The organism is Methylobacterium sp. C33D (assembly GCF_053345825.1).
In genome coordinates, this window is sequence record NZ_JBKFAV010000044.1 from 15,982 (window position 1) to 27,520 (window position 11,539).

The window sequence follows — 11,539 nt, forward strand, 5'->3', positions numbered from 1 at the left end:
CCGGTCACGCGGCGGCGCGACCGGGACCCGCTGGGCCCGGAGCCCGCAGGCCCGGCCGATGCTCAGGCCGCCGACGCGACCGCCGGCGAGATCCGCTTGCGGGCCTTCTTGTCCTCGGTGCTGCTGACGAAGGCCTGCGCCTCCTCCTTGCGCTCGAAGACGTGCGGGGCGACCCCGCGCTTGTTCAGGGCCTCCTCCATCTTGAGGCGCAGGAAGGCGCTGGTCGCGTACCGGGTCGTGGTGGCGTAGTAGTTCGCCTGCAGGTATTGGACCATGCCGGCGTAGTCATCGACCAGGTTCTCGTTGAGCCGGAAGCCGTCGTGGTTGATCACGGCGTTGACCCGCTGGCCCGCCGTCCGGCAGGCCGCGACGATGGTCATGCGCAGCTCGTCCATGTCGCCCTTCACCCTGCAGTACCAGCCTTCCAGGTTGACGAAGAGGATGTTGCGTTCGCCGTCGTAGCTGACGCGGGACTTGAGATCGAGGTTGAGCAGGTCCGAGATCAGGTCCATCGGCTCGTCGCGGAAGATCCGCGGGTCCATCGGCACCGGGTTGCGCACCACGGGAGCGAAATCCATGTGGGCGAGGATGTCGCGCTCGATGTCGATGCCGGGCGCGACCTCGACCAGCTCCAGCCCCTCCTGCGTCAGCTGGAAGACGCAGCGCTCGGTCACGTAGAGGACCGGCTGCGACCGCTCGACCGCGTAGGGGCCCGAGAAGGTGTTCTGCTGGACCTGGGTGACGAACTTGCGGGCCTTGCCCTCTCGGACGATGCGGACCTGACTGTCGCTCACCGCGATCTCTAGGCCGCCGGCCGTGAACGTCCCGGCGAACACGACGGTGCGGGCGTTCTGCGAGATGTTGATGAAGCCGCCGCAGCCGTTCAGCTTGCCGCCGAACCGCGAGGTGTTGACGTTGCCGGCCGCGTCGCACTCGGCCATGCCCAGGCAGGTCATGTCGAGGCCGCCGCCGTCGTAGAAATCGAACATCTGGTTCTGGTCGATGATGCAGTCGGCGTTGGTGGCGGCACCGAAGCTCGAACCGGAGGCCAGCACGCCGCCGACCGCGCCCGCCTCGGTGGTCAGCGTGATGTAGGGGGTGATCTTCTCCTCGTTGGCGACCGACGAGATGCCCTCGGGCGCGCCGACGCCGAGATTGACCACACCGTTCGGCGGCAGCTCGAAGGCGGCCCGGCGCGCGATGATCTTGCGCTCGTTGAGCGCCATCCGCTTGATGCCGGTGACCGGGACCCGGATCTCGCCGGCGAGCGCCGCGTCGTGCATCACGCCGTAGTTCATCCGGTGCATCTCGGGCTCGGCGACCACCACGCAGTCGACGAGGATGCCGGGGACGCGCACGTCCTTCGGCAGGAGGTAGCCGTCGTCGACGATGCGCTCGACCTGGGCGATGACGATGCCGCCGTTGTTGCGGGCCGCCATGGCCTGGGCGAGGCAGTCCAGCGTCAGCGCCTCCTTCTCGTAGGAGAGGTTGCCCGACGGGTCGGCCGAGGTGGCGCGGATGAAGGCCACGTCGATCTTGGTCGCCGTGTAGAAGAGCCACTCCTCGCCATCGACGTCGACGAGCTTGACGATGTCCTCGGTGGTCAGCTCGTTGACTTTGCCGCCCCCGTGACGCGGGTCGACGTACGTCTTCAGGCCGACCTTCGAGAACAGGCCGGGCTGGCCCGCCGCGCAGGCCCGGTAGAGCTGGGAGATCACGCCCTGGGGCAGGTTGTAGCCGCGGATGAGGTTGTCCTGGGCGGCCTTGGCGACCTTCGGCATGCGGCCGAAATTGGCCGCGATGACCCGCGAGAGGAGGCCGTCGTGGTGCAGGCGGCCGGTGCCGAGCCCTTTGCTGTCGCCGGCGCCCGCCGTCATGATCAGGGTGAGGCCGCGCGGCGACCCGGTCTCGACGAACCGCTTCTCGAGGGCGGCGTGCAGGGCCTCCGGGATGCAGCTCTGGACGAACCCCGTGGTGGTCACGACGTCGTTCTCGCGGATCAGCGCGATCGCCTCTTCCGGCGAGATGACCTTGTTCTTCCTCATGGAGCCCGTGATCCTCCCCGGCACCTTGAGGAGCGGCCGGCGGTGATGCCCGTCGCCTCCGACTGTGCCATGCGCCGCCCCCGTGGTGCCGGAACGTCTCGGTCCGGGAGATCGGCTGAGTTCTGAATACGATCGTTATTGCACCGCATCAATATTTGCGGCACTGCACGAGGGCTTATGCCGGCGCCGCGACAGTACTCTGAAAATGCAGTCCGGCGCTGCTGAAAAACTCTTCGGTCCACGATCAGAAAAATTGCGCCCGCCGGGAGGCCCTCGGCCGCCTGTGCTCCGCCGCACGCGGTTTTCAGGGTCCGCGTGTGCCGTCTCACCGCGGCGTGGCCCGATCCGGTGTCTCTCGGTCTCGACACGACAGGAGGCGATCATGAACCGAGATCCCAGAGCCCGTACGAGGCAGTCCGACGGCAAGGCCCGGCCGGCGGAGTCCAGCCGCGATCCCGACGCCCGCGCACGCGAGGCGGTGGTGGATGCCTGGCGCCGGGCACTCCGCCGGATGCGCGAGCGGCGCGCGGCGCAGGATCGCGCCGATCCGGGCCGCTGAGGCGCGCCCCCGAAGCGGGCAACCCGGTCCGGCGGCCGGCGACCGCGCGGGACCGGAAGGCCGGATCGGCCCCGACGTCGCCCGAATGGTGACGGGGACCGACCCTTTTTCTCTACTTGGCGCGATACGGCGGGAGCGGCACAGCGTGGGCAACGAACGGGGAGTATGTGAGCCGATGGACGACGACGTCGCAGACGGCATGGACGGCGACGCGAGTTCCGCGGCGGCTCAGGAGGCGAACGGGATCGCCTTCCTGTTAGCGAGCGCTGCCTACCTGACGCTCGCGGACGCGCATCTTCGGCGGGAGGGTCCGGAGGGACTCGCCCTGATGGACGAGATCGAGGACCGGATCACGGAGGCGCTGCGAAGCTTCGTCGAGGAGACGTCCTACGAGGACGCGCGGCCGGACATCCTGCAGCACGCGACCCGCAAGGTCCGCGCCCTGCTCGAGGCGGGACGCTCGCTGGCGCCGGAGATGCGGCGATTCCAGTAGGGACCGGTCTCGACCGGGCCGCGCGGCGGCGCGCTCCGGCCGGCCCGGCTCAGGCGCCCGGTCGCGACGGCGTCGCGAAGCCGATATCGGCCGCCACGCCGGCGAGCCGATCGGGATCGCGCTCCTTGCGCTCGCTGTAGCGGTCCACGAGGGCATCGGCGCGCCCGCGGGTCAGCAGCGTGAACTTCACCAGTTCCTCGCACACGTCCACGACCCGATCGTAGAGCGGCCCCGGCCTCATGCGGCCGGCCTCGTCGAACTCCCTGTAGGCCATCGGCACCGAGGACTGGTTGGGGATCGTGATCATCCGCATCCAGCGGCCGAGGACGCGCAGGGCGTTCACGGCGTTGAAGCTCTGCGAACCGCCCGAGACCTGCATCACGGCGAGAGTCCGCCCCTGAGTCGGCCGCAGGCTACCCTCGGACAGCGGCAGCCAGTCGATCTGGCTCTTCATCACGCCGGTCAAGGTGCCGTGCCGCTCGGGCGAGACCCACACCTGACCCTCGGACCAGGCCGAGAGGGCGCGGATCTCCCGCACCTTCGGATGGTCGGCGGTCGCGTCGTCGGGCAGCGGCAGGCCGTCGGCGTGATAGATGCGGACCTCGCCGCCCATGGCTTCCAGGAGGCGCGCGGCCTCGTAGGCGAGGAACCGGCTGAAGGAGCGTTCGCGGAGGGACCCGTACAGGATCAGGAACCGCGGCGCGTGCGCGACCCGGGTCTCCTGTCCGGACAAGTCGGTGGGCACCGCGAAATGCGCCGCGCTGAGATTCGGCAGGCCGTCACGGACCGAGGGGGCAGGGGGCGGAGGCTTGCTCACCGGCACGCTTTCTCATACGTTCAAAATATCATTTGAAGATTGTCGGGGAAATGGACGACGCGCAAGCCCTGTCGGCCTTCGCGGCCCTGGCGCAGGAGCACCGGCTGCGCCTGGTGCGCGCGCTGGTGAGAGCCGGCCCGGAGGGCCTCGCCTCCGGCACGCTGGCGGATACGGTCGGCGTGTCGGCCGCGACGGTCTCGCACCACCTGAAGGAGCTGAACCGTGCCGGACTGGTCGGGTCGCGGCGCGATGGCCGCTCGATCATCTACAGCGCGGCCTACTCGGTTCTGGCCGACCTGATCGCGTTCCTGATGCGCGATTGCTGCCAGGGTCGCGCCGAGATCTGCACGCCTGCGGCGGAGACCCTGGCCGCCTGCCTCTGCCCCACGGGAGACAGCACACATGTCTGAGCCGTTCGACGTCGTGATCTACCACAACCCGGACTGCGGCACGTCGCGCAACACCCTGGCGATGATCCGCAACGCCGGGATCGAGCCCCACGTCGTCGAGTATCTCAAGACGCCGCCGGCCCGCGCGCTGCTGCTGCAGCTCCTCGATCGCGCCGGGTTGTCGGTCCGCGACGTGATCCGCGAGAAGGGCACGCCCTACGCCGCGCTGAACCTCGGCGATCCGGGCCTGACCGACGGGCAGCTGCTCGACGCCGTCGCGGCGCATCCGATCCTGCTGAACCGGCCGCTCGTGGTCACGCCGAAGGGCGTGCGCCTGTGCCGCCCCTCGGAAGCGGTCCTGGATCTCCTGCCGCCGCAGCGCGCCGAGTTCGTCAAGGAGGATGGGGAGCGGGTTGTCGACGAGCGCGGCCGCCGCGTCGGCACGGCCTGAACCGGGCTCCGAACCGCAGGACGACGAGATTCGGATGCTCGCGCTCGCCATCTTCCTGATCACCCTCGCGCTCGTCATCGCGCAGCCGCGCGGGCTGGGGATCGGTTGGAGCGCCCTGGCGGGCGCGGCCGCGGCCCTCGCCACCGGCGTGATCCAGATGGGCGATATCCCGGCGGTCTGGCACATCGTGTGGGACGCGACCTTCACCTTCGTCGCCCTCATCATCATCTCGCTGCTCCTCGACGAGGCGGGGTTCTTCCACTGGGCCGCGCTTCACGTCGCGCGCTGGGGTGGGGGCCGCGGCCGGCGCCTCTTCCCCCTGGTGGTGCTTCTCGGCGCGGCGATCGCGGCATTGTTCGCCAACGACGGCGCCGCCCTCCTGCTGACCCCGATCGTGCTGGCGATCCTGCAGCGGCTCGAATTCCCACCGCCGGCGGCCCTGGCCTTCATCATCGCCTGCGGGTTCGTGGCCGACAGCACCTCCCTGCCGCTGATCATCTCCAACTTGGTCAACATCGTCTCGGCCAACTACTTCGCCGTGACGTTCGATCGATACGCGGCGGTCATGGTTCCGGTGAACCTCGTCTCCCTCGCGGCGACGCTGGCGGTGCTCGGCGCCTATTTCCGGCGCAGCGTCCCCGCGAGCTACCCGGTGGCCGCCCTGGAGAGTCCGGCCCGCGCCGTCCGTGATCGACTGGTCTTCCGCGCGGCGTTCCCGCTGCTGCTGGTCCTGCTGCTCGCCTACTTCATCACGGCGCCCCTGGGCGTGCCGGTGTCTGTCGTGACCTGTGCCGGTGCGGCATTCCTCCTGCTCGTGGCGCACCGGGGCGGCGTCATCGGCATCCGCCGGGTGCTCGTCGGCGCTCCCTGGCAGATCGTCCTGTTCAGCCTCGGCATGTACCTCGTGGTCTACGGCCTGCGGAACGCCGGCCTGACCCGGGAGCTGGCGCAGGGCCTGACCTGGCTCGCGGGCCGAGGACCCTGGATCGCCACCCTCGGGACCGGTTTCGCGGCCGCCATCCTGTCGTCGGTCATGAACAACATGCCGAGCGTGCTGATCGGCGCCCTCGCCATCCAGCAGGCTCCGGACCTGTCGCCCCTCATCCGGGAGCTGATGATCTACGCCAACGTCATCGGCTGCGATCTCGGCCCCAAATTCACGCCGATCGGCAGCCTCGCGACCCTGCTCTGGCTGCACGTCCTCGCCTCCAAGGGGCAGACCATCACCTGGGGCCAGTACGTGAAGGTGGGCCTGATCATCACGCCGCCGGTGCTCCTGATCACCCTGCTGGCGCTGGCGACCTGGCTGCCGCTGCTCGGCCCGCTCTAGGTCGGGCATGGCCTCCGGAGGTCGGACCGAGACCATGGCCGCGGCCGCCACCCGCCGCTGGCCGGTGATCGCCGCCCTCGGCGTCGTCGAGATCCTGGCCTGGGGATCGTCGTTCTACCTGCCGGCAGTGATGGCCGCCCCCATCGCGGAGAGTACCGGATGGCCGCTCGCCTGGGTGGTCGGAGGGCTGGCCTTCGGCCTGCTCGTCGCCGCGCTCGCCTCGCCGCATGTCGGAGCCGCGATCCACCGGCGCGGCGGTCGCCCGGTCCTCGCCCTCGCGGCGCTGCTCCTCGCCGCCGGGCTGACCGTGGTGGCGGCGGCGCCGGTCCTGCCGGTCTACCTCGCCGGCTGGCTGATCCTCGGCGCCGGCATGGGGTGCGGCCTGTACGACCCGGCCTTCGCGACCCTCGGCCGGCTGTACGGCGCGACCGCGCGGCCGGCCATCACCACCCTGACCCTCTGGGGCGGCTTCGCCAGCACCGTGTGCTGGCCCCTCTCGGCCTTCCTGGTGGCCCATGTCGGCTGGCGGGGCGCCTGCCTCACCTATGCCGGCCTGCACCTCGCGGTGACGCTGCCGCTGATCCTCGCGATGATCCCGCACGCGCCGGCGCTCGCCGTCGCCGACGGTCCGCAGGAATCGGGCCCCGCCCCCCTGTCGGCCCGGGAGCGCCGGGCCTTCCTGCTATTCGCGGGGGTGCTGGTCCTCGGCGGCGCGATCATGTCCCAGGTGTCGGTCCACCTGCTCACCCTGCTCCAGGCGCGCGGCGTGCCGCTCGCCGCCGCCGTCGCGTACGGGGCGCTGATCGGGCCCGCGCAGGTGAGCGCCCGCGTCGCCGAGATCTCCCTGAAGGGCCGGCACCACCCGCTCTGGACCTTGACGGCCGCCTTCGGCCTGATCGCCCTCGGGCTGTGGCTGCTGGCGGCCGGGCTGCCGGGGGTGGCGCTCTGGCTGGTGCTCTACGCGGGCGGCAACGGGATCTACTCCATCGCCCGCGGGACGGTGCCGCTCGCCCTGTTCGGCCCGGTGCGCTACCCGCTCGTGGTCGGCCGGCTCGCCCGTCCGGCGCTGGCCGCCCAGGCCATCGCGCCGCCGGCGGGCGCCCTGGTGTTCACCCATGCCGGGCTGGGTGCCCTGTGGTGGCTGCTCCTCGCCCTGGCGCTCGCCGCCCTGGGCCTCATCGGGGCTCTGTGGCACGCGCGGTGACGGCGCGCAGGCCCCGTCAGCGGATGCCGCCGTCGCGCAGGCGGTACCACGCGACGATCGCCGAGACGTACAGCCGGTTCAGCCCGTGGAGCGGCAGCGGCTCGATCGGCGTCAGCGGCAGGGGCAGGCTGTCGGCATCGCCCGTGGCGATGTAGGCCGCCATCGCCCGGCCCATGGCCGACTGGAGGCCGACGCCGCGTCCCTGGCAGCCGATATCGATGAGGAGCCCGGGCGCCGGCTCGTGGAGGTGGGGCAGGTAGTCCCGGGTGATCGCGACCCGGCCGCACCAGCGATGGTCGAAGGCGATCCCGTCGAGCTGGGGGAAGAGCTTGGCGACGATCCGCTCGAGATGGGCCCAGTCGGCGGGACTGCGCGGCTCCCGGAACGGCCCGCGGCCGCCCATCAAAAGGCGCCCGGTATGGTCGAGGCGGAAGTAGAGCAGGAGCTTGCGCGTGTCCGACGAGACGTGGCCTTCGGGCAGGATCGACCGCCGCAGGTTGTCGGTGAGCGGCACCGTGGCGACCTGGAAGGAGTTCGCCGCGATCACCGTCCGGGCGAGGTCGGGCCAGAGCGGGCCCGTGTAGCCGTTGGTGCACAGCACGACCCGGCCGGTCGTCACCCGCTCGCCCTGGGCCGTGGTGACGGTCCAGCCCGATCCGGTCCGTTCGAGGGCGGTGACCGGCGATCCGCCGTGGATCACGGCGCCGGCCTTCAGGGCGGCCCGGGCGAGGCCGCGGGCGTAGCTCAGGGGCTGGATCGCCCCGCCGCGGCCGTCGAGCCAGCCGCCCAGATAGCGGTCGGTCCCGAGGAGCTGCTCGGTCTCGGCCCGGTCGAGGACGCGGGTCGGGGCGCCGAGATCCGCCCACTGGGCCGCCCGCTTGGCGACCTCGGCGAGCCCGGCCTCGGTGTGGGCGCCCTGGATCCAGCCGGCGCGGGAATGCGGCACGTCCATCCCGTGCCGGGCGATGAGGTCGAACACGACGTCGGCGGTCCCGCCGGCGAAGCGCGCGAGCCGCTCGCCGCGCTCCCGGCCGAACCGGGCGACGAGGTCGGCGGGATCGTATTTCAGGCCCGGGATGACCTGGCCGCCGTTGCGGCCGGACCCGCCGTAGCCGACCTCCTGCGCCTCGAGCACGACGGGCCGGATGCCGCGCTCGGCGAGGTGCAGGGCGGTGGACAGGCCGCAGAACCCGCCGCCGACGATCACCACCTCGGCCAGGCCGGAGCGGGCGAGGGGCGGCGTCTCCGGCGCGGGCGCCGCCGTCGTGGCCCAGAGCGAGGGTGCGAGCGGGAACGGTTCAGCCACGGCGTGTCCTAGAGCGGGTGCAGCACGCGCTGCAGGAAGTCCCGGGTACGCGGATTCTGCGGCCGGTTGAGGACCTCGGCGGCGGGCCCCTGCTCGACGAGTCGGCCGCCGTCGAGGAACAGGACCCGGTCGGCGACCTCGCGGGCGAAGCCGATCTCGTGGGTGACCACGATCATCGTCATGCCCTCGTCGGCGAGGGCGCGCATGACCTTCAGCACGTCGCCGACCAGTTCGGGATCGAGGGCCGAGGTCGGCTCGTCGAACAGGATCGCCTCCGGCCGCATGGCGAGCGCCCGGGCGATCGCGACGCGCTGCTGCTGCCCGCCGGAGAGCTCGTTCGGCCGGGCGTGCTCCTTGCCGGAGAGCCCGACCCGGGCGAGCAGGGCGCGCGCCCGCTCCTCGGCCTCGCGCCGGGGCTCGCCCTTCACGTGGATCGGCCCCTCGACGACGTTCTCCAGGGCGGTCCGGTTGGCGAACAGGTTGAAGCGCTGGAAGACCATGGAGACCCGGGTGCGGATCGCCTTGATGCCGCGCTTGTCCCGGTCGACCCGCTGCCCGTCGACCCGGATCTCGCCGCCGTCGTAGGCCTCGAGCCCGTTGATGCAGCGCAGGAGGGTCGACTTGCCGGAACCCGAGGGTCCGATGATGCAGACGACCTCGCCCTTGGTGACCTCGGCCGAGACGCCCTTGATCACCTCCAGCGCGCCGTAATGCTTGCGGACGTCCTCCAGCACGATCATCGGTGCCGCGCCTTCGCCTCGAAGTGGCGGACCAGCAGGATCAGCGGCAGGCTGAGCGCGAGGTACATCAGCGCCACCAGCGTGTAGACGCTGGTGTTCTTGAAGGTCGACGACGCGATCAATTTCCCCTGGAGCGCCAGCTCGGCGACCGTGATGGTCGAGGCCTGCGACGAATCCTTGAGCATCATGATCATGATGTTGCCGTAGGGCGGCAGCGCGATCCGGATCGCCTGCGGCAGGATCACCCGCCGCATGGTCATGCCCCAGCCCATGCCGATCGACAGCGCCGCCTCGACCTGTCCGCGATCCACGGCCTCGATGCCGGCGCGGAAGTTCTCGGCCTGATAGGCCGAGTAGGCGATGCCGAGCCCGATGATCGCCGCCTGGACCGCGGTGAGCGACAGGCCGAAATCGGGCATCACGAAGTAGATGTAGAACAGCTGCACGATGATCGGGATGCCGCGCAGGATGTTGATCATCACCGCGCTGAAGCCCGCCAGGACCGCGATGCCGGAGACCCGCATCACCGCCCAGACCAGCCCGAGGAGCGTCGAGACCACCAGGGACGCGACGGTGATCAGGATGGTGAGCTGCACCCCCTGAAGCAGGATCGGCAGGTAGTCCTGGGCGTCGGCGAGGAACTCGCGCATGAAGGTCAGGACCGGTCGGCCGACGGCGGCAGGCCCCACTTCGTCAGGATCGCCTGGAGCGTCCCGTCGGCCTTCAGCTTGGCGAGCGCCGTGTCGATCTTGGCCAGCAGCTCGGTGTCGGTCTTGCGGACGCTGAGGCCCACCGAGGCGACAACGGTCGGCTTGAAGGTCTCGACCAGGCGGACACCGGGAAACAGCCCCTGCTTCACGTAGTAGGCGAGGATCGGCGCGTCGGCGAAGCCGGCCTTCAGGCGTCCGGAATTCACGTCGCGGATGATATCGGGGATCGCGTCGTAGATCTTCACCTCGTTGAACAGGCCCGACTTCTTCAGGGGCTCGACGAAGGCGGTGCCGACCTGGGCCCCCACGGTCTCACCCTTCAGGTCGGCGAAGGACGTGTAATCCTTCGTGTCGGTCTTCGGGACGATCAGGCCCTCGCCGTAGCTGTAGACCGGCGCCGAGAACGACACGACCTCCTTGCGCTGCGGCGTGATGAACATCGCCGCCGCGATGATGTCGATCTTCGAGGCCGTGAGCGCCGGGATCAGCGTCGAGAATTGCAGCGGCTCGACCGCGACCGTGAAGCCCGCCTCCTTGCTGACCGCGTTGACGAGGTCGACCATCACGCCCTGAATGGTGTTCGTCTTGGTATCGAGGAAGGTGAAGGGCAGACCGGTCGGCGTCGAGCCCACCCTCAGGGGCTGCGCGCCGACGGCGGTGCCGAGGACGCCGAGGAGCAGCGCCGACGACAGACACAGCTTGGCCAACCGTCTTCTCATGGTGCCGCTCCCGCGCAGTGGCCGGGTCACACGGCGGCAGCCGGCGCCCGTTTTCACTCTCGTGAAGAATACCGCATGTTTTTGCTATCGACGCAAGCGACCTTCACGTGCATGAAGAGGCGCACGAGAGGCAGGCTGGCGTGACGGTGAGCATCCCCCGAGGCGAGGCAACGGGTCCGGAACCGGTCGACCGGGCCGTGGGTCAGCGCCTGCGCGGCCTGCGGCGCGCGCGCGGGCTCTCGCTGGAGGCGGTGGCGTCGAGCACGGGTCTGTCGATCGGCTTCATCAGCCAGGTCGAGAGGGGCCTGTCGTCGCCGTCCCTGCGGGTCCTCGCGCTGCTCGCCGACACGCTGCAGATCGGGATCGGCGGCCTCTTCGAATCCGGGCCGGACGCGCCCGAGCCCGACCCGATCGTGGTGTTCCGGAAGGACCGGCCGGAACTCCAGCTCTGGCGGGCCGGCATCACCAAGCAGCTCCTGACCCCGCCCGGCGGCACGCAGGGGATGAGCCTGTTCCACATGGTGCTGAAGGCCGGGGCGAGCACCGGCGACGAGCTGTTCAGCCACGACGGGGAGGAGGCCGGCCTCGTCCTCGCGGGACGGCTCACGCTGGTGGTCGAGACGCGCACCCTTCAGCTCGCGGAGGGCGACAGCTTCCGCTTCGAGAGCCGGCGGCCGCACCGGTTCAGCAATCCCGATCCACGCGGCCAGACCGTCGTCCTGTGGGTCAACGTCCTCGGGTCGCCGCCGCCGACGACCTGAGACCGGGGCAGCGTC

General features: G+C 70.6%; 12 protein-coding genes. 6 read left to right on the forward strand and 6 right to left on the reverse strand.

Annotated elements, in window-relative coordinates; all coding sequences use genetic code 11:
- Nucleotides 1-62: 62 nt before the first annotated feature.
- Entirely contained in the window at nt 63-2,045 is a 1,983-nt protein-coding gene (locus ACLBXO_RS26580) for an acyl CoA:acetate/3-ketoacid CoA transferase (protein WP_447687274.1), read from the reverse strand.
- A gap of 734 nt (nt 2,046-2,779) precedes the next feature.
- Between ACLBXO_RS26580 and ACLBXO_RS26585 the strand changes: the two genes are divergently transcribed.
- The gene (locus ACLBXO_RS26585; RefSeq protein ID WP_331302552.1) at nt 2,780-3,097 is read left to right on the forward strand and encodes a hypothetical protein; all 318 of its coding nucleotides are present in this window, start codon (nt 2,780-2,782) and stop codon (nt 3,095-3,097) included.
- A gap of 49 nt (nt 3,098-3,146) precedes the next feature.
- Here ACLBXO_RS26585 and arsH read toward each other — a convergent pair whose 3' ends face one another.
- Nucleotides 3,147-3,914, reverse strand: coding sequence for an arsenical resistance protein ArsH (gene arsH, locus ACLBXO_RS26590; RefSeq protein ID WP_331312317.1), 768 nt, complete (start codon nt 3,912-3,914; stop codon nt 3,147-3,149).
- 50 nt (nt 3,915-3,964) lie between these two features.
- On the opposite strand from arsH, the gene ACLBXO_RS26595 reads away from it, so the two are divergent.
- From ACLBXO_RS26595 to ACLBXO_RS26610, 4 genes are read left to right on the forward strand one after another with little or no spacing between them, the layout of a single operon-like run.
- A complete protein-coding gene (locus ACLBXO_RS26595; RefSeq protein ID WP_331312316.1) occupies nt 3,965-4,324 on the forward strand; it encodes an ArsR/SmtB family transcription factor in 360 nt (119 codons plus the stop codon).
- Entirely contained in the window at nt 4,317-4,754 is a 438-nt protein-coding gene (gene arsC / locus ACLBXO_RS26600) for an arsenate reductase (glutaredoxin) (RefSeq protein WP_331312315.1), read from the forward strand. Before ACLBXO_RS26595 ends, arsC begins: the two co-directional genes overlap by 8 nt.
- 34 nt (nt 4,755-4,788) lie before the next feature.
- Nucleotides 4,789-6,084 (forward strand): arsenic transporter, encoded by a 1,296-nt coding sequence (locus tag ACLBXO_RS26605; RefSeq protein ID WP_447687275.1) that lies wholly within the window; start codon nt 4,789-4,791, stop codon nt 6,082-6,084.
- 34 nt (nt 6,085-6,118) lie between these two features.
- Nucleotides 6,119-7,288: an MFS transporter gene (locus ACLBXO_RS26610; protein WP_447687276.1), complete on the forward strand. Its 1,170-nt coding sequence runs from the start codon at nt 6,119-6,121 to the stop codon at nt 7,286-7,288.
- 16 nt (nt 7,289-7,304) lie between these two features.
- On the opposite strand, the gene ACLBXO_RS26615 is transcribed toward ACLBXO_RS26610, so the two are convergent.
- From ACLBXO_RS26615 to ACLBXO_RS26630, 4 genes are read right to left on the reverse strand one after another with little or no spacing between them, the layout of a single operon-like run.
- The gene (locus ACLBXO_RS26615; protein ID WP_447687277.1) at nt 7,305-8,594 is read right to left on the reverse strand and encodes an NAD(P)/FAD-dependent oxidoreductase; all 1,290 of its coding nucleotides are present in this window, start codon (nt 8,592-8,594) and stop codon (nt 7,305-7,307) included.
- A gap of 8 nt (nt 8,595-8,602) precedes the next feature.
- Nucleotides 8,603-9,334 carry an amino acid ABC transporter ATP-binding protein gene (locus ACLBXO_RS26620; protein ID WP_447687278.1) on the reverse strand — a complete coding sequence of 244 codons (732 nt, stop codon included), beginning with the start codon at nt 9,332-9,334 and terminating at the stop codon, nt 8,603-8,605.
- On the reverse strand, nt 9,331-9,984 hold the full coding sequence (locus ACLBXO_RS26625; protein ID WP_447687279.1) for an amino acid ABC transporter permease: 654 nt from the start codon (nt 9,982-9,984) through the stop codon (nt 9,331-9,333). The genes ACLBXO_RS26620 and ACLBXO_RS26625 overlap by 4 nt, the downstream gene beginning before the upstream one ends.
- Nucleotides 9,985-9,989: 5 nt before the next feature.
- Complete coding sequence (locus tag ACLBXO_RS26630; RefSeq protein WP_447687280.1) at nt 9,990-10,763, reverse strand: ABC transporter substrate-binding protein; 774 nt, start codon at nt 10,761-10,763, stop codon at nt 9,990-9,992.
- 140 nt (nt 10,764-10,903) lie between these two features.
- On the opposite strand from ACLBXO_RS26630, the gene ACLBXO_RS26635 reads away from it, so the two are divergent.
- The gene (locus tag ACLBXO_RS26635) at nt 10,904-11,524 is read left to right on the forward strand and encodes a helix-turn-helix domain-containing protein (protein ID WP_447687281.1); all 621 of its coding nucleotides are present in this window, start codon (nt 10,904-10,906) and stop codon (nt 11,522-11,524) included.
- Nucleotides 11,525-11,539: the final 15 nt, after the last annotated feature.

Bases quoted from the DNA above. Each gene is read 5' to 3' on its own strand.
- ACLBXO_RS26595 (WP_331312316.1), top strand. From the start codon at position 3,965: ATGGACGACGCGCAAGCCCTGTCGGCCTTCGCGGCCCTGGCGCAGGAG.
- arsC (WP_331312315.1), top strand. From the start codon at position 4,317: ATGTCTGAGCCGTTCGACGTCGTGATCTACCACAACCCGGACTGCGGC.
- ACLBXO_RS26630 (WP_447687280.1), bottom strand. From the start codon at position 10,763: ATGAGAAGACGGTTGGCCAAGCTGTGTCTGTCGTCGGCGCTGCTCCTC.
- ACLBXO_RS26620 (WP_447687278.1), bottom strand. From the start codon at position 9,334: ATGATCGTGCTGGAGGACGTCCGCAAGCATTACGGCGCGCTGGAGGTG.
- ACLBXO_RS26625 (WP_447687279.1), bottom strand. From the start codon at position 9,984: ATGCGCGAGTTCCTCGCCGACGCCCAGGACTACCTGCCGATCCTGCTT.
- ACLBXO_RS26605 (WP_447687275.1), top strand. From the start codon at position 4,789: ATGCTCGCGCTCGCCATCTTCCTGATCACCCTCGCGCTCGTCATCGCG.
- ACLBXO_RS26585 (WP_331302552.1), top strand. From the start codon at position 2,780: ATGGACGACGACGTCGCAGACGGCATGGACGGCGACGCGAGTTCCGCG.
- ACLBXO_RS26580 (WP_447687274.1), bottom strand. From the start codon at position 2,045: ATGAGGAAGAACAAGGTCATCTCGCCGGAAGAGGCGATCGCGCTGATC.
- ACLBXO_RS26610 (WP_447687276.1), top strand. From the start codon at position 6,119: ATGGCCGCGGCCGCCACCCGCCGCTGGCCGGTGATCGCCGCCCTCGGC.